Source organism: Tabrizicola sp. (assembly GCF_016792905.1).
Taxonomy (GTDB): domain Bacteria; phylum Pseudomonadota; class Alphaproteobacteria; order Rhodobacterales; family Rhodobacteraceae; genus Tabrizicola.
In genome coordinates, this window is record NZ_JAEULP010000049.1 from 74,576 (window position 1) to 97,750 (window position 23,175).

The window sequence follows — 23,175 nt, forward strand, 5'->3', positions numbered from 1 at the left end:
CCTGTTCCAGGCTTACGGAAAACCCCGCCATCGCGCGGGGTTTTTCATTTGCGGCCGAGGTAATCCTGCACGGCGGGCGGCGGGTCGGCGAGAAGCTCGACCGTCGGAACCGGGGGATGGACGACCCCCTCGGCGACGAAAGCCGTATCGCCGTCCAGCGCCAGGGCATCCTGCGGGTCATGCGTGACCATCAGCACCAGCGCCCCGGTTTCGTCCGCCACCTCGCGCACCAGATCCAGCATCTCGGCCCGAAGCGCGGGGCCAAGCGCGGCGAAGGGTTCGTCCAGCAAGAGCATCGGCCGGGAGCGAAGCAGCGCCCGCGCCAGCGCCGCCCGGCTGGCCTGGCCTCCCGAAAGCTGCGCTGGGCGGCGGGGGCCCAGGCCCTGAAGCCCGACACGCTCCAGCGCCTTGTCTATTTGATCATGATCGGCGCCTGTCAGGCGCAGGTCGGGGCGCAGGCCGAGGCCGAGGTTCTGTGCGACGCTGAGGTGCGGAAACAGGTTCTGGTCCTGGAACAGGATCGTCACCGGGCGCTCCCCCGGCGGGAGGACGGTCAGGTCCTGCCCCTGCCACAGCACCCGTCCCGAGGCCTGGGGGAAGAAGCCGGCGATCACCGACAGCAGCGTGGACTTGCCCGCGCCCGACGGCCCCATCACGGCGATGCGGGCACCCGCGGCGGCGGACCAGTCGGCGGTCAGGTGGAAGTCGCCTTGGGTGATCGTCAGGCGGTCAAGCTGCAACACGGCGGCCTCCGGCGTCAAAGGCCCAGAACAGGGCGAAAGACAGGGCGACAAGGATCAACGCAGCCGCGGCGGCGGCATCCATGCGGTAGGCCCCTGCCAACTGGCTGACGACCAGCGGCAGCGTGGCCTGCCGTTCCCCGGCGAACAGCGCGATGACCCCAAGGTCGCCCATCGACAGCGCCGCCGCGATTCCGGCGCCAAAGCCCAGCGGGCGGGCCAGCCGGGGCAGGACCAGCCAGCGCAACCGCGACCAGCCGGTCAACGCAAGGCTGTCGGCAAGGCGCCCGTAGTCGGCTTGCAGGGCGCGGGTCTCCGGCAGGAGGATGCGGTAAAGATAGGGTAGCGAGAGCGCCACGTTGACCAGGATCGTGACGGGCAGGGCCAGGGCCATCGGCGGCGCAAAGGGCTGGATCAGCAGGAAAAGCCCGGTGCCGAGGACCAGTCCCGAGGTCGCAAGCGGCAGGGTCGCCGCGAGTTCGAGCAGCGCGCGGGGCCGTCGGGCCGATGCCAGCGCCAGGGTCAGCGCGGCAACAGTGGTCAAGAGCGCCGAGGCCAGCGCGACAAGAATCGAGCGGGCGGCAGACGGCAAGACCGAAGGCGGCAGGTCGGTCAACCCGGGCAAGCCGCGCAGCAGGACAGCAAGAAGGGGCAGGGCCAGGAACAGCGTGGCCGAAATCAGCAACGTCGCATCCACTCCCCGCCGCCAACCAGAGGGGGCGGCAAGTGCCAGGACGCGGTCCAGCCCCGATCCGAAGCCTGCCGGGCGGCTGAAAGTCCAGGCGACCAAAGCCGCCATGCCGCCCAGGGCAAGCTGAAGGCCAGCCAGCACGGCAGCGCGACCAAGGTCGAACTCGAACCGGACCGCCTGGTAGATCGCCAGCTCGATCGTGGTGGCCGAAGGCCCGCCACCCAGGGTGATCACCACGGCAAAGCTGGTAAGGCAGATTACGAGGATGACCAGCAGCACTCCCGGCACCACCTCGCGCAGCATGGGGCGTTCAAGGTGGCGGAACGTCTCTGCAGGCCCGAAGCCAAGCGATTGCGCCAGACGGATACGCTCGGCCGGGATGGCAAGCCAGCCCTGCAGAAGCATCCGGGTGGCGAGGGGCAGGTTCAGGAAGACATGGGCGAGGACGACCCCATGCAGCCCGAAGATCGAGACCGGGGGCAGGCCAAGAGCCACGAGGACGGTGTTCAGCAGACCTGAGCGGCCGAAGACGGCGAGGAGGCCAAGCACGGCCACAACGGCGGGAAGCAGGAACGGCGCGCCCATCAGGGTGATGAGCGCGGCGCGGCCGGGAAAGCGACGTCGTGCCAAGGCACGGGCAACGGGAATGGCGAGGAGGGTAGAAAAGACTGCCGAAAGAATGGCTTGCGTGACCGAGAACCGGACGGCCATCCAGTCCGACGGACGCAGCGTCATGTCCGCCCCCCGCCACCCCACGGCGGCGAGGGGGGCCATGACCAGCGCGAGCAGCAGGGCTGCCAGCGTCGGGGCGGCAAGGCCTAGCGGGCGAGCGCGGTTTGCCATTCGGTCAGCGCCGGGTCGCGGGCGGCCTGCGCTTCCTCGGGGGTCATCAAGAGCGACTTTGCGGGCCGGAACGTGTCGAACCCCTGCGGCAGGCCCGCGGCGGGGGTCACGGCGGGATACATCCAGTTGGTCTTGGGAAGGGCCGACTGGAAGGCGTCGGTCAGCATGAAGTCGAGGAACTTGTCCGCCAGCTCGGGCTGGTCGGAGGCAGCCAGCTTCCCGGCCACCTCGATCTGCATGTAGTGGCCTTCGTCGAACAGGGCCGCAGCCTTTGTGTCGTCGCTTTCCGCAATCAGATGGTAGGCCGGGCTGGTGGTGTAGCTGAGGACCATGTCGGCCTCGCCCTCCAGGAACAGGCCATAGGCCTCAGACCAGCCGGGGGTGACGGTGACGATGTTGTCGGCAAGGCCCTTCCATATCTCCGCCGCCTTGTCGCCATAGGCCGCCTTCACCCAGAGGAGAAGGCCAAGCCCGGGGGTCGAGGACCGGGGATCCTCGATCACGACCTTCAGGTCGGAGGCGGCGAGGGCTTCGAATGTTTTCGGCGGTTCGGGCAGCTTGGTCTTGTCGTAGACGAAGGCGAACCAACCCCAGTCGAAGGGAAGGAACAGCGGATCGGCATAGGCGACCGGCAGGTTCGTGACCGGAGTTTTCCCATGTGGTGCAAAGAGTTGCGTGGCCGCAGCGGCGGCGGCGAGGCTGGTGTCGAGGCCGAGGACAACGTCCGCGTCGGAGGCTGCGCCTTCAAGCTGGATGCGGGCGAGGAGGGCTGCACCGTCGCCAGCGGGGACGAATTGCAGGTCGCAGGCGCAGGTGGCCTCGAAGGCCTTCTCCACCGCGGGGCCGGGCCCCCATTCCGAAGTGAAGCTGTCATAGGTCAGGACGGTCAGGACGGGTGTTTCGGCCATCGCAGGAAGTGCGACAGTCAGAAGGCCCGCAGCAAGGAGGTGTTGTTTCATGTCTCTCTCCAAGGTGCGACGGATTGGTCGGGGATGGAGAAACCCATGCACCTTCCCTCCGCCGGTATGATCCGGTTCAGGTTCGACGGGTTCGCTTTCGCATCTCAGCCGGTGAGGGCTCCCCGAGGTGAGGGCGACCATAGGGCAATGCGGCGGGGGCGCAAGGGCAGTGGTTGGCGAAAGGTGAACGGAAGTAGCGTGGCGGCTGGAGAGCGTCACATTAATACCCTGATTGCGCGACATTTTTTGATATGGATTGAGTATGGATTGAGTATGGAAAGCGGCCATACGCGATATGGCCCTGCAAGAGGTTAACCAACATTAGACCCGGGCTGCGAATCGGAGCTGGCACCCCCTTGGCTGATGGTCGCGCGCCCCACCCCGGGGGGAGGAGGGTGCCTTGGGAAAGCGGTGGACGCCTCGGGCGGAACTACTTGGTCCGTTTGAAAGGCTACTCGCGGCGCAGGTAGATCGTGCCGTTCGGTTCGCCGTTCGTGTCCTCGGCAAAGCCTAGGGCAGCAAGGGCGGAGGCAAACTTCGAGCGGGCGGCGGTAACTTCCGAGGGGTCGAGGAAGGGGACAAGGATGCGGCGGACGCCGGTCAGGGTTTCGGCGGTGAAGGCCTCGGCAGGCAGGGGCGGGCCGGAGAGGCGGATGACCTCTGGCTGCCTGTCGGCAATGAGCTTGTGCAGGCCGGACCAGATACCGTCGGGGTTCAGCGTGGCTTGCGACCAAGCGATTCCGGTCGGATCGGGGAAGTTCAGCGCGGCGATGCGGCGGGACAGGGTCAGGAGCGCGGGACGTTCCTCGTGGATCGTCACCTGCAAGTCGGGGTTCGCCGCCTTCGCCCGAAGCGCGACGAAGCCGATGCCGCAGTCGAGGTCGAGAAGCCGGGTGCAGCCGTTCAGGAAGCCCGCGATATTGCGGGCGTGGCGGCGGTCGAACTTGCCGGACTTCAGCACCTCCAGCGTCGCGGCGGTGAAGATGCGGGGGTCGAGCGGAATTTTCAGGGACTGGTTTTCCACCGTCTCCAGCGGGATCTCGGCGGAAACGTCGGCCTCGCCCGAGACATAGGGCGAAGCGAAGGGCGAGCCCCAGCCGGGCGGGGGCGGGGTACGGCGCTCCACTTTCGGCTGGGCATTGCGGCGCTGTTCCAGTTTGGACTGGACGGCCTTCACCGCCTCGGGATCGCGGGCCTTGGGCGGCTTGGCCACGACCTGACTGATCGGCACGTTCGACGCGGCGACAAGGTTCGCGACATAGGCCTGGTAGTCCGGGGACTGCTGGTATTCGGCCAGTCGCGCCTCGGCCCTGGCATGGGCGGCGGCGTGCAGGCGGCGGACTTCTTCGTCCTTCAGCAACTCGGCCATGATTTCGGCCCGCCGTTCCCGGTGGCGGAAGATGCGGGTATCCTCGACCTCATTCCGGTCCTGAAGTGACCAGTAGTCGGAATTGTACTTGTCCTTCTTGAGGTTGGCGTTGCCGCGGAACTTGCGCAGGGAATAGGCGTCCATCGACTTGATGGCGTAGTGGTTGATCTGCGCCCAGTCGTAGCCCACCGTCCGGCGGATCGACCGCCAGCCGCGGAACTTGAACCAGTCTTCCAGCGGGCGGCCCGAGCCGTTCACCCAGAGGACGCTTTCCGGATAGTCGGTGTCCTTGTGCTGCGACTTGATGATCGGGCGGTGCATGCCCAGCCGCAGAAACTTCGGGTCGAACTTGAGCAGGGTCTTGGTGCCCCAGCCCTTGTTCCAGAACTCGGGCGCGGCGCGGGTGAACTGGTCGGTGATGGGGTCGCGGGACCAGTCGCGCACCCCGGACGACCCGAAGATGCGCCAGGTCAGGACCATGGCATGGGCGTTCATCGCGTTCAGGTCAGTCACCAGCCCGTCCAGCGTGCCGGAGGGGTGGTTGATGCAGAGGAATTCGTCGGCATCCAGAACCAGAAGCCAGTCGGAGTTGACGATCAGCTCTTCCTCCGCCGCGCTTTTCAGCATCGAGGGGTGGGGCTTCATGCCTTCGGGGATCACGTTCTCGCGGTGGTGGACGCCGATGTCCATCGCTTCCAGCCGCTTGAGGAGCGTATCGGTCCCGTCCGAGCAGTCGTTGGTGTAGACAATCACCTCGGTAAATCCGACCGCAAGGTGGTGGGCCACCCATTCCACCACGGTCGGACCTTCGTCCTTCATGGTGGAGAGCGCGACGAGCGAGCCGTGCGGGCTGGTCTGCTTCGTGAAACTCATTCTTCCAGCGCGGCGGTGGCGTCGATGTCGAGCTTCTCGCACATGCGGGCGATGTAGCTGCCTTTCAGCGGCGGGTTCTTGCGCCACCAGGGCCGGGCGGCGTTGGTGTAGATGTGGACGGAAAGGGTCGCGTCGGTGAAATGCCCCTCGACGTTGGAATGCGGGTCGTAGAAGACATCGTTCAGCTGGAAGGGCACGGGGTAAAGCGTGTCGGCCCCCATCGCCTTGTCGATGTCGCCGGTCACTTGCGCAAAGTGGGTGAAGGCTTGCGGACCGAAGGCGGTGCGTTCGGTCTGGTAGATGCGGACGGGTTTCGGCAGCGAGCGGTCCAGCTTGTCCATCTTCCGGCGCTGCTTGTTGCCCCACCAGGCGGGGTAGTCGGGCAGGTTGTCGTAGTAGTCGAGCAGACTTTCGATCAGCTTGCCCGTCTTGGGCATCGCCACCACGCCGCAGTTCAGCGCACCGCGCATCCCGTGGCCCGCGTAGATATGCTCCTGGCCTTCCGGGAAGGGGCGGTAGCAGTAGGCGTCGCAGTCGATCCAGATCGCGCCGGTGGCGGCGATCATCTTGTAGCGGAAGACATTCGACAGGAACGAGGCCGAGGTTTCGGCGACGATGGCGCGGTCGATCTGCATGATCTCCGAGGCCGGGCGGACCTCGACCCCCTGGGGCACATTGCGCACGCTGTCGGTGCAATATAGCGTAACCGGATGGCCCATCACCAGGTGCGATTTCAGGCACAGCTGGTTGATGTAGTGCAGGCTTTCGCCAATCCAGAGCGAGGCGACAGGGCGGCGGTTCAGGGTCATGCGGGTGCCTTTGGCTATGGGGTCAGAAGACCGAGGCGAAGCGGTCGGGAAGGCGGTACAACTCCTTGCTGCGGCCGCCGCCGAAGAAGGTGATCTTGCCGTCATGCAGGTGCTGCTGGCCCTCGATCATCTTCTTGCGGAACTCGGGAAGCTCGGCGTCTTCGCGGCTGGCGGAAAGCCCGGAAAGGGCGAGGAAGGTTTCCAGATCGTTGCCCCAGGCTTTCCCGGCGGCCTTCGGGTCGCGGTCGCCGACCATGGTGGCGCGCATCTCCTTGCGACCCTTCAGGCGTTCCGTGACCATGGCGTAGTCAAAAAAGCGCAAGTGGATCAGGTAGAGATGCGGGTCGAGCGTGCGCGGCTGGTGGCTGTTCGCGTGCCCGCCGATGGTAAAGCCGGTTTCCTTGCGCAGCACGCAAGGCTTGGCGTAGTTCGCATTGGCGCGGAACACGCGGCGGCGTGACAGGATGGGCTGGTCGTCGGCCAGGGGTTCGGGTTCGGCTTCGGGGTTGTGGACCAGTTCGATCCCGAAGGGGCAGAGTGAGGCGGGGGTCGTCTTCGGGTTGGTGTAGCGGCCGAGGTAGGTGACAAGGTCGGGGGCGGCGGCGGGATCGACGATCACCACCTCGTCGACGTCGCCGACGAAGAACCAGTTGTAGTAGCGCAGCATCCCGGCGGAAAACTGGCTGTTGATCCCCCAGCGCCGCCGCTCCATCCGCCACATCGTCGGGTCGCGGGGCAGGCGGATCACGTTGGCACCTTCGCAGATGCGGTCGTGCTCGGGGTCGCCGCCGTGCGACAGGACATAGAGGTGTTCGCGTCCAAGCTGGCGACCGTAATAGTCGACCCAGCGCTGCAGGAAGTAATAGTCCTTGTAGACCATCGTCATCGCCCCGGCCGGCTTCTTCGTCGGATCAAGCGTGGCGAGGGTTTCGGACATCGGGCCTTCCTTATGGCTGCGGGCCGGACGCTACCACGCGGCTTTGCGGCACTTCAAGCACGGGGGACCCGGGGGCCGTTTTCGCGCAGTTGGTCGAGGAACGCGCGCAACAAGGGCACGCGGCGGGGACGGAAACTTTCATCACTCGCGCGGACGTCGGACATCTGCGCCACCTTGAAACGGCGAAAGTCCTGGCGGAGGCGGCAGAAGGCAAGCACCTGCACCTCCCGATCCAGGAAGACGGTGCCGAGCGGCCAGATGCGGCGCGCCGTCTGATGGCCCGAAGTGTCGCAGTAGGTCAGGTCCACCGCGCGCTCCTCCCAGGCGGCTTCGCGCAGGAGATGCAGGTGAGGGGGCGCAGGATTGCGACGCTCGTAACGGTAGGAGCGGCTGACGGCATGGATTGCCTGGCGCTGTACCCGGTCGGGCAGGGTGGCGATGATCTTGCCCTGCGCCTCCGCCGCGGCCCTGGCCAGCATCGGATCGCCCGACAGCGACACTTCGGCCAGTCCCAGGACCAGCGCCTCGACCTCCAGCCGGGTGAACATTTGCGGCGGCAGGGCGGGGTCTTCGGTGAGGGTGTAGCCGGTGCCTGCCTCACCGTCGATCAGCGCACCCGCGGCGCGCAGGGACTGGATGTCACGGTAGAGCGTGCGTTCGGACACACCCGTTTCCTCGGCCAGCCGCGCGGCCGTTACCGGCTGCGGCAGCACCCGGAAGGCAGAGAGCAGACGGAACAGGCGGTCGGACTTCGGCATTTCATCCTGACAGGTTCTGGCAGGAGGGTGAGGGTAGAACAGTCCCATCGGAAAGCAAAGGAGAGAGAGAAATGCTGACCCTGTTCCATTCCCCGCAAAGCCGGTCTTCGGCGATTCTGGCCCTGATCGAGGAGATGGGCATCCGGGACCGGATCGAGATCCGCGAAGTGACGATTCCGCGCATGGACGGATCGGGTCGGCGGGACCCGGCGAACCCGCATCCCGAAGGCAAGGTGCCCGCGCTGGTGCATGATGGCCGTGTCATCACCGAACGCGGGGCGATCATCCTGCATCTGACGACGCTTTTCCCCGAAACCGGGCTGGCCCCGGCGGTGGGTACGCCGGACTGGGGCGTCTTCGCGATGTGGATGGCCTGGTATCAGGGCGTGCTGGAACCAGCCTTCATCATGGAGGCGGCGGGCGTCTCGCATCCGTGGATGGAGGCCGCGATCCGCGATCACAAGACCGCCGTCGCCCGGCTGCGCGCGGCGCTGGAGAAGGGCCCCTGGATCATGGGCGAAGCGTTCAGCGCGGCGGATGTCCTGTTGCACGCCCCCTATGCCTGGTTCCCGGAGGGCACGCCGGACGACCCGCTGATCCGCGACTGGGTCGACCGCTGCAAGGCCCGGCCCGCGCGGGCGAAAGTGCTGGCGGCGGATGCCGGGCGGATGGCGGCGTAAGTTCGATCTCGTCGAAGCAATCGGACCGGAGCCTTCAGAGGCTCCGGTTGGGGCCTTTCGAAAGGTCCGGGATCAGCCCGGTGGCTGCCACAACTCGATGGGCGTGCCTTCGGGGTCGTGGATGCGGGCGAAAGTGCCGTAGCTGCCGTCGCCATCCCAGTCGGCGCGGGTTTCCACGGCGATGCCCGCGTTCTTCAGTTGCGCGATGAGGCCCCGCAGGTCTTCAACCCGCAGGTTCAGCATCCATTGCCTGTCTGCCGCGAAATAGTCGGTATCGGCCTTGAAGGGCGAGAAGACGGTCGGCCCGGCCTCCTGCATCCAGACCGTCGTGTCTGGCTGGGTGATGCCGAGGTGGGTGGAATACCAGGCGTTCAGCGCGGAAGGGTCGCGCGACCGGAAGAAGATGCCGCCGATGCCGGTGACTTTGGCCATCTGTTCCCTCCAAAGCAAAAGGGCCGTCCCCAGGACGACCCTCTCACGAAATCCGGTCGGGCAGAAGCCTCAGCCGTTGACCACGTCCTTCAGCGCCTTGGCGATGGCGAACTTGACCTGCTTGTCGGCGGGCTTGGTCATCGTCTCGCCAGTGGCGGGGTTGCGGACCTGCCGCTCCGGCCGGGCCTTGCAGGCGACCTTGCCGAGGCCGGGAATCGTCACGGTGCCGCCAGCGGCGACTTCGCGCGACACGACTGCCGCAATGGCATCCAGCGCCGCGTTCGCGGTCTTCTTGTCTCCGCCCATGGCGTCGGCGACGGCAGCCACCAGTTGGGTCTTGGTCATCGGTTTGGACATTTGATCATCCTTCGTTGTTATTCGTTTCGTGTCATATGCACGCTTCGGCCCGCAAATGGCAGGCATCCCTCGTTCCAGGGCCACGGCCCAGACACACGGTTTGGGGGCCAAAATCAACCCCCGAACCGCGAAACCGGGGCATTTGACGGCTTTTTCGCCGTCTAAAGGAACGCGGTTTCCTCGAAAGACCGAAGTTTCCGGCTATGAAGCCTTTCGATGGGCGTGTCGCGCAGCCGCTCCATCGCGCGGATGCCGATCTGCAGGTGGCGGCTGACCTGGGTCTTGTAGAAGTCCGAAGCCATGCCGGGCAGCTTCAACTCGCCATGCAAGGGCTTGTCCGAGACGCAGAGAAGCGTGCCGTAGGGCACCCGGAAGCGGAAGCCGTTGGCCGCGATGGTGGCGCTTTCCATATCCAGCGCCACCGCGCGGGATTGCGACAGACGGCGCACCGGGCCGGATTGGTCGCGCAGCTCCCAGTTGCGGTTGTCGATGGTGGCGACAGTGCCGGTGCGCATGATGCGCTTCAACTCGTAGCCCTCCAGCTGGGTGACTTCGGCCACGGCCTTCTCCAGCGCGATCTGGATTTCCGCCAGCGCCGGGATCGGGACCCAGATCGGCAGGTCGTCGTCCAGCACATGATCCTCGCGCAGGTAGGCGTGGGCGAGGACGAAGTCGCCCAGCGACTGGCTGTTGCGAAGGCCCGCGCAATGGCCGACCATCAGCCAGGCATGGGGGCGGAGAACCGCGATATGGTCGGTCGCGGTCTTGGCGTTGGACGGCCCGACGCCGATGTTGACCAGCGTGATCCCGTTCCCGTCGGCGCGCTTCAGGTGATAGGTCGGCATCTGCGGCATCTTGTCGAAGGTCTGCAGCACGCCGTCGGGCGTCGTGATCTCCTGGTTCCCGGTCGCCACGAAGGCGGTGTAGCCAAGGGCCGGATCGCCAAGGGCGGCGCGGGCATAGGCCTCGAACTCGTCGACGTAGAACTGGTAGTTGGTGAAGAGAACGTGGTTCTGGAAATGCGTCGGATCGGTCGCGGTGTAATGCGCAAGGCGGGCCAGCGAATAATCCACCCGCTGGGCGGTGAAGGGGGCAAGCGGCGCCGAGCCGTCGTCGTAGCGCGTCATCACCCCGTTCACGATATCGTCGTTGGTGGTGACGAGGTCCGGCACGTCGAACACGTCGCGAAGCGAGAAGTCCATCACCCCTTCCTGCGGAATGGCGACCGGGCTGCCCGAGACGGCGAAATGCACCGGCATCGGCGTATCAGACAGGCCCACGTCGACCGAAACGCCATGGTTGCGGATCAGAAGCTCGATCTGCTGGATCAGGTAGTTGCGGAACAGGTCGGGGCGCGTGACCGTGGTGGCATAGGTGCCGGGGGCCGACACATGGCCAAACGCAAGCCGGGTGTCGACCTTGTCGAAGCTCGTGATGGTGATGCGGATTTCCGGGTAGAAGGCGCGGATGCGGCGGCCGGGGTTCCCATTGGCCACCGTGCGCAGAAACTCGGCCGACAGGAAGCGCGTGGCCTGGGTGTAGAGCGCCTCCAGCCGGTCGACGGCGGCAGCGGCGCTGGTGAAGCTTTCAAGCGGCGCGGCGTCGGGGGTAAGGATCGAAGTCTGAAGGTCGTCCATATCGGGTCCTGCAAATTGATCCGGCATATAAGCCGAAACCGGGGCGGCTTCGCAAGTGAAGCGATTGTGACAGGTCAGGCGGCGCGGAACAGCGCAATCATCGCACGGTCGGCGGCATGGTCCGCGTCGATCCGGGCGGCGGCGTCACCGTAGACCTCGACCTCGATCAGTTGCAGGCCGATGATCCGCCCTTCCGCGGCAAGCGTGTCCAGCGCAAGGTCGAAGCCCGCGCTGGTCCAGACCCGACGGTTGATCGACAGGGCGAATTGCGCCTGCGGAGCGGCAACGCCGAGGAGGTTCGGCAACGCTTCCGGTCCGACATGGCCTGCCGTGAAGGTGCCGGAACTTACAATCCCGCCGTAGCGGCGGGGTAGCATCAGCGTCTTGGTGATGTCGGCCTGGAAAAGACCCGCATAGATGCGCTTTTCCGCCGCGCGTTCCAGCATCTCGACCGAGAAGTCCACTGCGTCGATCGGGTCGGTGAAGCCCATCCCCCGCAACGCTTCGGCCAGAAGCCCGGTGCCCGCGCCCACATCCAGCACCGGCCCCTGGCCCCTTGCCCCCATGAAGGCGGCGGCGACATGGGCGGGCAAGAGATACTGCATCTCGGTCGCGAAGCCCTGGTCATAGCTCGCCGCCCAGTCGCGATAGTAGGCAAGGCAGGCCTCCGGCCCGGTCAGGCCAAGCGCGCCTTTCAATCCCCCGTCCTTGCCGTGCTCCATGCGGCACCTCCCGCCTGCCAGCATGGAATGCGCGACCCCTTGCCGCAAGCCCTTGCGCCCCCCGGGCCGCCCCCCGATAGTCGCGCCCATGTCAACGCTTCTGTCCCTTGGCCACGGCTATTCCGCCCGCGCCCTTGCCCGTCGCCTGGTTCCCCAGGGCTGGCGCGTCATCGGCACCACCCGTAACCCGGCCAAGGCCGAGGCCTTCCGGGCCGAAGGGGTGGAGCCGCTCATCTGGCCGGGCGACCTTGGGTCGGCATTGGCCGAGGCGACGCATATCCTCTGCTCCGCCGCGCCGGATGCGCAGGGCGATCCGTTCCTGCGGGCGGTGCCGGAGATTGCCCGCTCGCAGGCGGGCTGGGTCGGCTATCTCTCCACCACCGGGGTCTATGGCGATCACGACGGCGGCTGGGTGGATGAGACGACGCCTTTGACCCCGCAGTCTGACCGCGGGCGGCAAAGGGTGCTTGCGGAGGGCCAGTGGCAGGCGACGGGCCTGCCGGTGCATGTCTTCCGCCTGGCGGGCATCTACGGCCCCGGTCGTGGCCCGTTCGAGAAGGTGCGCGACGGCAGCGCGCGGCGGATCATCAAGCCGGGACAGGTGTTCAGCCGCATCCATGTCGAGGACATCGCGCAGGTGCTGGAAGCCTCGATCCGCCACCCGAACCCCGGTGCCGCCTACAACGTCTGCGACGACAACCCCTGCCCGCCGGACGAGGTGATCGGCTACGCCGCCCGTCTTCTGGGCCTGCCCGAGCCTCCGGCGGCGCCGTTCGAGGAGGTCGCGCCGACGATGACCCCGATGGCGCTTGGCTTTTACAGCGAGTCGAAGCGGGTCCGGAACGACCGGATCAAGGATGAGCTGGGGGTGAAGCTGCTTTACCCCGACTACCCGCAGGGGCTGGCGGCGCTTCTGGCGGGCGGGGACTGACGCCCGACGGGTGATCGGCGTCCCGGGCTTGACCCGGGACCTCTTTTCAATATTGCGCAGACCGGAAGCCGAGGTCCCGGGTCAAGCCCGGGACGGGTTTGCTTCTGGACCGCAGACCTCAGACGTAGCGGTTCCAGAGGTTCTCCAGCCGTTCCTGCCGCCCGGACCGCGGCTGCGGCTCCAGCTTCTCGTCGATTACCCGCGCCGCGGCGGCCTCCAGCGAGCCTTTCAGCATCGCCTGCGCCTTCGGGTCGTTCCATCCGGCATAGCGCGCCTTGACCGCGACCTCCATCTCGCCCGACTCCATCAACGCCGCAGCCGCTTTCAGCGCCCGGGCGCAGGTGTCCATGCCGCCGACATGGGCCAGGATCAGGTCCTCCGGATCAAGGCTCTGCCGCCGGATCTTGGCGTCGAAGTTGACGCCGCCGGTGGTGAACCCGCCCGCTTTCAGAATCTCGTAGAACGCCACGGCCTTTTCGGCGTGGTTGTTCGGGAACTGGTCGGTGTCCCAGCCGGACTGGTAATCGTTCCGGTTCATGTCGATCGAGCCGAAGATGCCAAGGGCAGCGGCAAGGCCGATCTCGTGCTCGAAGGAATGCCCGGCAAGGATTGCATGGCCCTGCTCGATGTTGGTCTTCACTTCCGTCTCCAGCCCGAAGTCCTTGAGGAAGCCGTAGACCGTCGCCACGTCGTAATCGTACTGGTGCTTCGAGGGCTCCTGCGGCTTCGGTTCGATCAGGATCGCGCCCTTGAACCCGATCTTGTGCTTGTATTCGACCACCTGCTGCAGGAAGCGCCCGGCATGGGCTCGCTCGGCCTTCAGGTCGGTGTTCAGAAGCGTCTCATAACCCTCGCGCCCACCCCAAAGCACATAATTCTGCCCGCCCAGCCGGTGCGTCACGTCCATGTTCGCCTTCACCGTCGCGGCGGCATAGGCATAGACATCCGGATCGGGGTTCGTCGCCGCACCTGACATCCAGCGGCGGTGGCTGAACAGATTCGCCGTGCCCCAAAGGAGCTTCGCCTTGTGGCCGGCCTGCTTCTCGGCGAGGTAATCGGCGATCTCGTTCAGGTTCTTCAGGCTTTCCGCGAAGGTGGCGCCCTCGGGCCGCGCGTCGGCGTCGTGGAAGCAGTAGAAGGGCTGGCCAAGGATATCGAACATCTCGAAAGCCACGTCGGCCTTCATCTTGGCCTTGGCCATCCCGTCGCCGAACCAGGGCCGCTCCAGCGTCTGGCCGCCGAACGGGTCGCCGCCCGGCCAGGCGAAGCTGTGCCAATAGGCGACAGCGAAACGGAGGTGATCCTCCATCCGCTTGCCGAGGATCACCTCATCCGGGTTGTAGTGGCGGAAGGCGAATTCATTGCCGGAATTCGGCCCTTCATACTTGATCTGGGGAATGCCCTTGAAGAAATCGGTCATGTCAGGTCCTTGATGGCGGATTGGGCGGCGCGGAACCTTGCAGCCCCGGCGTCGAAGGCGTCGGTAAGCGAGGGATCGGGTTCGATCACCCGGGCGATGGGCGGCAGGGTGGCGATCTCGGCGCCCGCGCCGGTCGCGGCCATCAGCGCCAGCCGCGCGGCCCCGAAGGCGCCGCCGAAGTCACCGGCGACCGGCAGCTGCACCGGGCAGTCCAGCGCCGTAGCGATGAGCCGCAGCCAGTAGTCCGACCGGGTGCCGCCGCCGACCGCAAGGAGGTTCACCAGTGTCGTGCCGGTGGCGGCCAGCGCATCGCGGCTGTCGCGGATGGCATAGGTCACGCCCTCCAGCACGGCGCGGGTGGCGGCCTTGCGGTCGGTCGCATGTTCCAGGCCCGTGAAGGCGCCCCGCACCGAAGCCGAGTTCAACGGCGTCCGCTCGCCGCCCAGATAAGGCAGGAACAGGGTCTTGCCGGGGGCTTGCAGGTCGCCAAGCTCCCCTGTCAGCCGGGCGGCATCGGCTCCGACAAGGCTGGCATACCAGTTTAGCGCATCGGTTGCGGCCAGGATCACGCCCATCTGGTGCCAGGTATCCGGCAGGGCATGGCAGAAGGTGTGGACGGCGGTGTCCGGGTCGGGCTGGTAGCCGTCGTTGGCGGCAAACAGCACCCCGCTGGTGCCAAGGCTGACGAAGGCCTCGCCCGCCCGCACGACACCGACGCCAACGCCCGAGGCCGCATTGTCGCCGCCCCCGCCCGCCACGACCACGCCCTTGGGCAGGCCCCAGCGGGTTGCCAGCGCCTCGCGCAGATAGCCCGAAACCTCGGAGCCCTCCACCAGGCTCGGCATCTGGCCGCGGTCCATGCCGGTGGCGCGCAGCAACTCGTCCGACCAGTCGCGCTTGCCGGTGTCCAGCCACGAGGTCCCCGCGGCATCCGACATCTCGCCGACATGCTCTCCGGTCAACCAGAGCCGCAGGTAATCCTTCGGCAACAGGACCTTCGCCACCCGGTCGCGGATTGCCGGTTCGTGCCGCGCGACCCAAAGAAGCTTGGGCGCGGTGAAGCCCGGAAAGACGATGTTGCCGGTCAGGCGGCGGAACATCGGGTCGCCGTCCAGTTCGGCCGCTTCCTCGTGGCTGCGGGTGTCGTTCCACAGGATGCAGGGGCGCAGCACCTCGTCCCGGGCATCCAGCAGCGTCGCGCCATGCATGTGGCCGGAAAGCCCGATCCCCCGCACCTCGGCCAGAGGCTTCAGCGCCGCCAGCCGGTCGAACACCGTCTCGGCGGCATGGATCCAGTCGGACGGCGCCTGCTCGCTCCAGCCCTCGGCCGGGCGCTGCACGGTCAGGGGCGCGGTAGCTTCGGCAAGGACCGTCTGGTCCTCGCCGATCAGAACCCCTTTGAGCCCGGAGGTGCCGAGATCCAGCCCGATATACATCACGCCGCCAGATGCGCGGGTTTCTTGCCCAGGATGATCATGCCCAGGATGTCGTCGTCGGTGACATCCTTGACGTTGACGGTGCCGACAAGCTGGCCGTTCTTCATCACGCTCGCCCGGTCGCACAGCTTCATGACGTTGTGGATGTCATGCTCGATCAGGAAGATGCCCAGCCCCTGCGCCTTCAGCTCCTGGATCAGTTCGGCCACCATCTGCGTCTCATGCGGGCCAAGGGCTGCGGTGGGTTCGTCCATGATCAGGATCTTGGCGTTGAAATACACCGCCCGCGCAATGGCGACCGACTGGCGCTGCCCGCCGGAAAGCGCCGACACCGGCACGTTGAACTTGCGGAAGTTGGGGTTCAGCCGACCCATGATCTTCCGCGTCTCGGCCTCCATCTTCGCGTCGTCGACAAGCCCGCTCCGCCTCAGCTCGCGCCCGAGGAACAGGTTCGAGGCCGCATCCAGGTTGTCCGCCAGCGCAAGCGTCTGGTAGATCGTCTCGATGTTCTGCGCGCGGGCGTCGCGCGGGTTGTTGATCGTGACTTCCTCGCCGTTGATCAGGATCTGGCCGGCGTCCTTCTGATAGGCGCCCGAGAGGCACTTGATCAGCGTCGATTTCCCAGCGCCGTTGTGGCCCAGAAGGCCGACGACCTCGCCCGGGTGCAGGTCGATCGAGACGTGGTCGACGGCCTTGATCCCGCCGAACGAGATCGAGATGTCGCGCATCTCGACAAGGGGGGTGCGTGCGGTCTGGTTCATTTGGTCAGCCCCAGGCGTTTGCGATACAGGATGTCGACCCAGACGGCGATGACCAGCACCAGGCCCACGATGATGTTCTGGAACGGCGTGTCGACCCCGACCATCGCCATCCCCGATTGCAAGGACTGCATGATCAGCGCACCCAGGACCGCGCCGTAGATCGTGCCGACGCCCCCGGCCAGGGCCGTGCCGCCGATGACGGTGGCCGCGATCACCCACAGTTCCCACTTGTCGCCCAGATCGTTGCCGTGGCTTTGCAGCCGCGCCTGCGCCACAAGTCCGGCAATCGCGCACAGAAATCCCATCAGGGCAAAGATCTTGACGGTCAGCAGGCGGGTATTGATCCCCGACAGTTCCGCCGCATCCGGGTTGCCGCCCATCGCGAAGATATAGCGCCCGAAGGTGGTCTTCTTCGCCACGACCGTCATCACCACGGCAACCAGGATCAGGATCAGGACCGATATCGGCAGCCCGTGCATCGCGGTATAGCCCTCCGGCATCACCTCGCCCCGCGCCTCGAACAGTCGCTTGAGCTTGGCTTCGGGGATCGGATAGCGGCTCAGCCAGCCGACGAAGAACAGGATCGCGCCGACGATCAGGCCCGCCATCACCGTTTCGGCCCAGAGTGGCTTGACCATGAAACCGTGGCCCTGCTTCGTGCGCCGCGCCGAGGCGATCACCCAGACCGCGACAGCCGAGGCGATCAGGCCCACGACCCAGCTCGCGGTCGCGCCAAGCACGCCCTCGGTGCCGCCGAACATCAGGAGATTGGGGTCGGTCAGCGCGACCGACTGGCCGTTGGTGGTGAACCAGTTGAGATTGCGCCAGATCAGAAGTCCGCCCAGCGTCACGATGAAGGATGGAATGCGCTGGTAGCCGACCAGCCAACCGGTCAGCGAGCCGATCAGCGTTCCGGTGACCAGGCCGATCAGGATCGTCGCCACCAGGATCGCCGGGTTGCCGTATTCAAGCCCGAACAGAGCGGGCAGCCATTGCGCCTGGCTCATCGCCATGACGGCGGAACACATGGCCAGCATCGAGCCGACGGAAAGGTCGATATGCCGCGCCACGATCACGAAGACCATGCCGCAGGCCATGATCGCCACCGGCACGGTCTGCACCGCGATGTTGAACACGTTGCGCGGGCCGACGAAGGTGCCCCCGGTCCAGATCGTGAAGACCAGCGCGACAGCCGCAAAGGCCATCAGCATGCCAAGCAACCGCACGTCGATTTCCAGCGTGTCGATCACGCTGCGGCGCGGCCCGGCGCCCTGGGCGGAAAGCCCCTGATCGGTCATGTGAATTCCTCCCTCGCGGGTCGCCTTTCGGCGCCCTTCCCCCGACGAAATCGCCCCGGCCCGCATTCGGCCCGGGGCGACTTTCGCTTTCAGATCATTCGCAGACGGCGACGCCCGAGACACCGGCGCAGAGCACGTCCTTGGTGATCCAGCCCGCATCCAGGACGACGTTCAGGTTGTCCTTGGTGATCGGAACCGGCTTCAGCAGGACCGAGGTCAGGTCCTTGCCGCCCGGCGACTTGAAGACCGCGGCGCCGGGAACGTCGGCCATCGCGGTCCCCGAGGCCAGAGCCACGGCGATCTCGCCCGCCGCCTTGCCAAGGGCCCGGCTGTCCTTCCAGACCGACACCGTCTGCGTGCCAAGCGCCACGCGGTTCAGCGCCGCCATGTCGCCGTCCTGGCCCGAGACCGGGATCCCGGCCATGCCCTGTGCGGTCAGCGCAGCGACCACGCCACCGGCGGTGCCGTCGTTCGAGGCGACCACGGCATCAACGCCGTTGTCGGTCTCGGTCAGGATCTGCTCCATGTTCTTCTGCGCGTTGGCAGGCTGCCAGTCGTCGGTATAGGCCTCGCCGACGATGGTGATGTCACCGGCGTCGATGGCGGCTTGCAGCACCTCTTGCTGGCCGCCGCGCAGGAAGTCGGCGTTCGGGTCGACCGGCGAGCCCTTGATCATGACGTAGCGGCCCTTCGGCATCACCTTCAGCACTTCGGCGGCCTGCATCCGGCCCACTTCGACGTTGTCGAAGGTCAGGTAGAAGGCGCGCGGGTCGTCGATCATGCGGTCGTAGCCGACAACCGGCACGCCCGCATCGGCGGCGGCATCCAGCGCCGGCCCGATGGACGCGCTGTCCTGCGCCAGGATGATCAGCGCCGAGCAGCCCTGGGTGATCATGCCCTCGATGTCCGCAAGCTGCTTCGAGGCCGAGGTCTGCGCGTCAGCCGAGATATATTCGGCCCCGGCAGCGTCCAGCGCGCCCTTGATCGCCGCTTCGTCGGTCTTCCAGCGTTCTTCGCGGAAGTTCGACCAGGACACGCAAACCTTCAGATCGGCGGCCGAGGCTGCCGAGGTCAGGCCCGCAACCGCGACGGACGCGAGCAACAGTGATTTCTTCATTCTTGATCCTCCCTGGGAATCACCGGCTCTCCTGCCGGCCTGGCGACCATCGCCCGCAGTGATCTGACGCAATTCACGGCAAGTTGTCAATTTTTGTTTGTTGCAATGTTTCATGCAGCACGCGCAATCCGACCCCTCATCCATGCAACGCAGGTCACTCAGATTCGACGGAACGAGCCGGAAGATGCCGCGAATAATTTCAGTTGTCAAAATATAAAAGTGAAACCCGCTGCGGGAAAAGCCCTCGGGAACACGAAGCACGGCATGGTGGCCCGAGAATGGTCCTGTCGGCCCCGGCGCTGGTCGGGTCGCGCCGATTTCTGCATGTGCAAACGAATGGTGCCGCGACGTCGGGTGCCGCAACAATTTCAGTTGTCAAAATAATTATACCGTTCAAAGTTGGAGAATCGGCGGTCTTGGCGAAAATCTGGCCGGATTGCGGCGAAAGTGCGGCGCAGCCGGGCAGGACGGGCCATCTTTGCTTTGAGGGGCGAACAAATGCGTGCGAAGGCGACTCGGTCCGCCATCGTGGAAGGGCGCAAGGGCGTTGGTCCGCTGATTCCACCGCTGACGGAAAGCCAGCGTCCCTTGCGGCAGCAGGTGTTCGAACTTGTCCGTGCCGCCGGGCTGATTCCCCGGGTGCAGCTGGCAAAGGACCTTGGAGTCAGCCCGGCCTCGGTCACGACGATTTCCTCTGAACTGATCGACACCGGGCTGATAGAAGAGGTCGCCGCCCCGCGCGACAACGAGGCCGGTCGCGGCCGCCCTGCCGTCGCGCTCGGGGTGCGGGCGCAGGCGCACCGGGTTGCGGGGATGAAGCTTTCGGACCGCGAACATACCGCGGTGATCGTCGACTTCGCCGGTAGGCTGATCGCCGACGATGCCATTCCCCGCCGCCCCGGACCGATGTCCCTGCCCGAAATCCTGGAGGCGATCGAGACGCTCCTTGACCGCGTCTGTGCGAAGGCGGGGGTCGGTCGCAGCGAGCTTTCGGCCATCGGCATCGGTCTGCCCGGCTTTGTCGACTGCTCCGAGGGCATGGTGTTCTGGTCGTCGATCCTGGCCCAGCGCTCGGTCCCGATTGCCGCGGCGGCCACTGCCCAGCTTGGCCTTCCGGTCTATGTCGACAACGACGCCAACCTTGTCGCGCTGGCGGAACTGTGGTTCGGCGCCGGTCGCAGTCTGTCGGACTTTGCCGTCGTCACCATCGAGCATGGCGTCGGCATGGGCTTTGTCATGAACCACCGCATCTATCGCGGCGCGCAGCGGCTGGGGATGGAGCTCGGCCACACCAAGGTGCAACTTGACGGCGCGCTCTGCCGCTGCGGCCAACGCGGCTGCCTCGAGGCCTATGTCGCCGACTATGCCCTGGCGCGCGAGGCGACGACGGCCTTGAACTGGGGCCACAAGGAAAGCCAGCCGATCAACGTTCTTCTCGAAAGCCTCTACGACCATGCCAAGGCGGGGAACGCGACCGCGAAATCGATCTTCCGCCGCGCCGGGCGCTATCTTGCGGTGGGGTTATCGAATGTGGTCAACCTGTTCGACCCCTCGCTGATCATCCTGTCGGGCGAGCGGATGCGTTACGACTATCTCTACGCCGCCGAGACCCTGTCCGAGATGGACAACCTGGCCATCGACTCCGGCCGCCCGCGCCCGCCGATCGAGATCCATGCCTGGGGCGACCTGCTCTGGGCGCATGGCGCCGCCGCGCTGGCGCTTTCGGAAGTGACCGAGGCGATCCTGTCCCCGGCCAGCCGCGACATTGCCGCTCAATAGGGGCCGTAGATGGACCAGATCGACCGCATCCTCTCTGCCAACCCCTTCAATCTGGACGCCGCGGCGCGCGACTGGGTGCGGACCACGCTCGCCGACATGGACCGGGCGGAAAAGGTGCGCCAGCTCTTCGTCCACATCTGCTTCGGCACCGGGCCGGAGGTGGTAGAGCGGATCACGGCCCTTGCCCCGGCCGGGATCACCAAGTTCTTCGGCCCCGATGCGACTGGAGAGCTGGACACGCTCGATGCGCTGCGCGGGGCGGCTACCATCCCCTACCTCGTCAGCTCCGATCTGGAGGGCAGCCGGATGAGCCCGTCCTTCGGGACCGAGGTGCCGAACCCGCTGGCCCTTGCGGCGGTGGACGATGTGCATGCCTCGACCGCGATCGCCGACATCATGGCAATCGAGGCGCGGGCGGCGGGGATCAACTGGTCCTTCACCCCGGTCATCGACATCAACGCGCTCTTCCGTTCGCCCATCGTGGCAACCCGGGGCCTCGGCTCCGACCCCGAACGTATCCGCAACCATGCCCTTGCCCATATCCGCAGCCTGCAGGCGAATGGCGTGGCGGCGACCGTCAAGCACTGGCCCGGCGAAGGGCACGACGACCGCGACCAGCATCTTGTCACCACGCATATCCCGCTGTCGGTCGAGGACTGGCGGGCCACTCATGGCGCTCTGTATCGCGCGGCAATCGACGCGGGCGTGATGTCGGTCATGTCCGCCCATATCGCCTTTCCGGCCTATGTGCTGGCGCATGACCCGGATGCCAGGATCGAGGCCTATCGCCCGGCGTCCACTTCGGCGCTTCTGAACCGGACGCTGTTGCGGGACGAGCTGGGCTTCAACGGGCTGATCGTCTCGGACGCGACGCCGATGGCGGGCCTGGGCGCCTGGGCGCATCGGGACGTGACCCTGCCCGAACTCGTCTCCTCCGGTTGCGACATCATCCTGTTTTCGGACGAGCCCGAGGCCGACATCGCCCGCATTGACCGGGCGCTCAATGATGGTCGGCTGACGCCGGAGCGGCTGGACGAAGCGATGGTGCGCATTCTGGGCCTGAAGGCTGCACTGGGCCTGCATCGCGACGGCAAGGCGCCATCGGACCGAACGAAGCTTGCGACCCCCGAGAGCACGGCAATCGCCCGCACCATCACCGCCCGCGCGCCGACGCTGGTGAAGGATGTGCAGGGCTTGCTACCCCTGTCGCGCGACCGGCATCGCAGGGTGCTGGTCTACTCCACCGGAATCGTCACGCCACTGCACGGCGAAGGCATGCCGATGATCTTCCCCGATCTCCTGCGCGCCGAGGGCTTCGATGTCACGCTCTACGACCCCGTCGCCCGCCCCGACCCGCGCGCCTTCGACCTGGTGCTCTATGTGATGGCCGAGGAAACCCTGCTGACCCGGGGCCGTATCTTCCTCGACTGGAACCGCCTGACCGGCGGCATGTTCGGCGCGATGATCCGGCCCTGGCACGAGGTGCCGACAGCGCTCATTTCCTTCGGCTATCCCTACTACCTCTACGACGCACCGCGCCTGCCCTGCGTGGTCAACGCCTATGCCACGATGGACACGATGCAGCGCGCGACGCTGGACTGCCTGCTTGGCCGCGCCCCGTTCCTGGGCACGAACCCGGTCGATCCGTTCTGCGGCCAGCCCGACGCGCATTTCTGACCGCGCCCCGTTCGACGGCGTTTCCTCGTCGCAGGATCGCGGCGGGGAGGGACGACGTCAGCGGCGAGCGGCCCGCCAGCCCTGCATCCGCGCGTCCAGTTCGGCGTTGATCGCCCCGCCCAGAAGCACGGCCCAGACGCTGAGGTAAAGCCACATCATCAGGATGATCACCGCCCCGATCGAGCCGTAGATCGCGTTGTAGCTGTTGAAGTTCGCCAGGTAGATCGAGAACCCGATCGACACCCCCGCCCAGGCCAGCGCCGCGACCAGCACGCCCACCGTGATCCAGGGCGACCGGAACCCGCCCGGAACGTTCGGACCGAAGCGGTAGAGGATCGACAGGCAGGTGACGACCAGAAGGAACATCGCCCCCCAGGGCAGGACCTTGGTCAACCAAGCCTCGAAGGTGCCGAACTGGACGTAGGACAGAAGGATCGGCACCACCACCACCGTCACCAGCGCCACGAACAGTGCCCCGATCAGCGCGCCGGTCAGGACGAAGTCCACCGCCCAGCCCTTCACCCAACCTCGGGGCCGCGAGCGATGCACGACGTCCAGCCCCTGCACCAGCGCCGAAACCCCGGCCCGCGCGGAGTAGAGCGCGATCAGCAGAGACAGCACCGTCGTCCATTGCAGCGCCGAGCGCGGGGCGGTGATCAGACCCATCACCTGATCGTGGATCAGCGTCCGCGCCTCGGGCGGCAGGAAACGCTCGGCGACCGTCAGATAGCCCGCGATCACGCCCGGATCGGCAAACATGCCCCAGACCGCCACGGCGGCGGCCAGCCCCGGAAACACCGCGAACATCGCGAAGAAGGCGACCCCGGCGGCAATCAGGCCAAAATGCCCGTCACCGACCCGCAGCCAGACCGCAACCACAAATTCCCAGACCTGCCGAAGCTGCCTCATGCCTCCACCATCCCCCGGATTACGGCGCGGCGCAACTTGA

General features: G+C 66.3%; 21 protein-coding genes and 1 riboswitch. Of the genes, 4 read left to right on the top strand and 17 right to left on the bottom strand.

All coding sequences use genetic code 11. The features are described from left to right. Positions 1-44: 44 nt before the first annotated feature. The 7 genes from JNL31_RS10595 to JNL31_RS10625 form a co-directional block, all read right to left on the bottom strand. A complete protein-coding gene (locus JNL31_RS10595; protein ID WP_294973043.1) occupies positions 45-743 on the bottom strand; it encodes an ATP-binding cassette domain-containing protein in 699 nt (232 codons plus the stop codon). Then, a complete protein-coding gene (locus JNL31_RS10600; RefSeq protein WP_294973045.1) occupies positions 730-2,274 on the bottom strand; it encodes a thiamine/thiamine pyrophosphate ABC transporter permease ThiP in 1,545 nt (514 codons plus the stop codon). Before JNL31_RS10600 ends, JNL31_RS10595 begins: the two co-directional genes overlap by 14 nt. Further along, complete coding sequence (thiB, locus tag JNL31_RS10605) at positions 2,250-3,233, bottom strand: thiamine ABC transporter substrate binding subunit (protein ID WP_294973047.1); 984 nt, start codon at positions 3,231-3,233, stop codon at positions 2,250-2,252. Before thiB ends, JNL31_RS10600 begins: the two co-directional genes overlap by 25 nt. Before the next feature lie 36 nt (positions 3,234-3,269). After that, positions 3,270-3,368, bottom strand: a riboswitch (TPP riboswitch). Between the two features lie 316 nt (positions 3,369-3,684). Next, positions 3,685-5,475 (bottom strand): glycosyltransferase family 2 protein, encoded by a 1,791-nt coding sequence (locus JNL31_RS10610; RefSeq protein WP_294973049.1) that lies wholly within the window; start codon positions 5,473-5,475, stop codon positions 3,685-3,687. Continuing rightward, a complete protein-coding gene (locus JNL31_RS10615) occupies positions 5,472-6,284 on the bottom strand; it encodes a hypothetical protein (RefSeq protein ID WP_294973051.1) in 813 nt (270 codons plus the stop codon). Before JNL31_RS10615 ends, JNL31_RS10610 begins: the two co-directional genes overlap by 4 nt. A gap of 22 nt (positions 6,285-6,306) precedes the next feature. Further along, a complete protein-coding gene (locus JNL31_RS10620; RefSeq protein WP_294973052.1) occupies positions 6,307-7,221 on the bottom strand; it encodes a glycosyltransferase family 2 protein in 915 nt (304 codons plus the stop codon). Positions 7,222-7,274: 53 nt separating this feature from the next. Next, a complete protein-coding gene (locus tag JNL31_RS10625; RefSeq protein ID WP_294973054.1) occupies positions 7,275-7,979 on the bottom strand; it encodes a YafY family protein in 705 nt (234 codons plus the stop codon). A 71-nt stretch (positions 7,980-8,050) separates the two neighbouring features. Between JNL31_RS10625 and JNL31_RS10630 the strand changes: the two genes are divergently transcribed. After that, positions 8,051-8,659 carry a glutathione S-transferase family protein gene (locus JNL31_RS10630; RefSeq protein WP_294973056.1) on the top strand — a complete coding sequence of 203 codons (609 nt, stop codon included), beginning with the start codon at positions 8,051-8,053 and terminating at the stop codon, positions 8,657-8,659. 72 nt (positions 8,660-8,731) lie between these two features. Here the strand turns inward: JNL31_RS10630 and JNL31_RS10635 are convergent, their stop codons facing one another. From JNL31_RS10635 to JNL31_RS10650, 4 genes are all read right to left on the bottom strand, one after another. Then, positions 8,732-9,091, bottom strand: a complete 360-nt coding sequence (locus JNL31_RS10635; RefSeq protein WP_294973058.1) for a VOC family protein — start codon at positions 9,089-9,091, stop codon at positions 8,732-8,734. A gap of 69 nt (positions 9,092-9,160) precedes the next feature. Continuing rightward, positions 9,161-9,448 carry an HU family DNA-binding protein gene (locus tag JNL31_RS10640; RefSeq protein ID WP_294973060.1) on the bottom strand — a complete coding sequence of 96 codons (288 nt, stop codon included), beginning with the start codon at positions 9,446-9,448 and terminating at the stop codon, positions 9,161-9,163. 161 nt (positions 9,449-9,609) lie between these two features. Beyond that, positions 9,610-11,085, bottom strand: coding sequence for an AMP nucleosidase (locus tag JNL31_RS10645; protein WP_294973062.1), 1,476 nt, complete (start codon positions 11,083-11,085; stop codon positions 9,610-9,612). Between the two features lie 74 nt (positions 11,086-11,159). Further along, positions 11,160-11,807, bottom strand: coding sequence for a class I SAM-dependent methyltransferase (locus JNL31_RS10650; RefSeq protein WP_294973064.1), 648 nt, complete (start codon positions 11,805-11,807; stop codon positions 11,160-11,162). 88 nt (positions 11,808-11,895) lie between these two features. Here JNL31_RS10650 and JNL31_RS10655 point away from each other — a divergent pair, with 88 nt between their 5' ends. After that, positions 11,896-12,738, top strand: coding sequence for an SDR family oxidoreductase (locus tag JNL31_RS10655; RefSeq protein ID WP_294973066.1), 843 nt, complete (start codon positions 11,896-11,898; stop codon positions 12,736-12,738). 118 nt (positions 12,739-12,856) lie between these two features. Here the strand turns inward: JNL31_RS10655 and xylA are convergent, their stop codons facing one another. From xylA to xylF, 5 genes are all read right to left on the bottom strand, one after another. Next, positions 12,857-14,158 carry a xylose isomerase gene (gene xylA / locus JNL31_RS10660; protein WP_294973067.1) on the bottom strand — a complete coding sequence of 434 codons (1,302 nt, stop codon included), beginning with the start codon at positions 14,156-14,158 and terminating at the stop codon, positions 12,857-12,859. Further along, positions 14,155-15,594: a xylulokinase gene (gene xylB / locus JNL31_RS10665; RefSeq protein WP_294973068.1), complete on the bottom strand. Its 1,440-nt coding sequence runs from the start codon at positions 15,592-15,594 to the stop codon at positions 14,155-14,157. The genes xylA and xylB overlap by 4 nt, the downstream gene beginning before the upstream one ends. Continuing rightward, positions 15,594-16,355 (bottom strand): ATP-binding cassette domain-containing protein, encoded by a 762-nt coding sequence (locus JNL31_RS10670; protein WP_294973070.1) that lies wholly within the window; start codon positions 16,353-16,355, stop codon positions 15,594-15,596. The genes xylB and JNL31_RS10670 overlap by 1 nt, the downstream gene beginning before the upstream one ends. Then, positions 16,352-17,653 carry a sugar ABC transporter permease gene (locus JNL31_RS10675; protein ID WP_294973072.1) on the bottom strand — a complete coding sequence of 434 codons (1,302 nt, stop codon included), beginning with the start codon at positions 17,651-17,653 and terminating at the stop codon, positions 16,352-16,354. Before JNL31_RS10675 ends, JNL31_RS10670 begins: the two co-directional genes overlap by 4 nt. Positions 17,654-17,747: 94 nt before the next feature. Continuing rightward, entirely contained in the window at positions 17,748-18,770 is a 1,023-nt protein-coding gene (gene xylF / locus JNL31_RS10680) for a D-xylose ABC transporter substrate-binding protein (protein ID WP_294973074.1), read from the bottom strand. Between the two features lie 498 nt (positions 18,771-19,268). Here xylF and JNL31_RS10685 point away from each other — a divergent pair, with 498 nt between their 5' ends. Next, positions 19,269-20,549 carry an ROK family transcriptional regulator gene (locus JNL31_RS10685; protein ID WP_294973076.1) on the top strand — a complete coding sequence of 427 codons (1,281 nt, stop codon included), beginning with the start codon at positions 19,269-19,271 and terminating at the stop codon, positions 20,547-20,549. Between the two features lie 9 nt (positions 20,550-20,558). Beyond that, on the top strand, positions 20,559-22,226 hold the full coding sequence (locus JNL31_RS10690; RefSeq protein WP_294973078.1) for a glycoside hydrolase family 3 N-terminal domain-containing protein: 1,668 nt from the start codon (positions 20,559-20,561) through the stop codon (positions 22,224-22,226). Between the two features lie 57 nt (positions 22,227-22,283). On the opposite strand, the gene JNL31_RS10695 is transcribed toward JNL31_RS10690, so the two are convergent. Then, positions 22,284-23,135 carry a YihY/virulence factor BrkB family protein gene (locus JNL31_RS10695; RefSeq protein WP_294973080.1) on the bottom strand — a complete coding sequence of 284 codons (852 nt, stop codon included), beginning with the start codon at positions 23,133-23,135 and terminating at the stop codon, positions 22,284-22,286. Between the last annotated feature and the right edge of the window lie 40 nt (positions 23,136-23,175).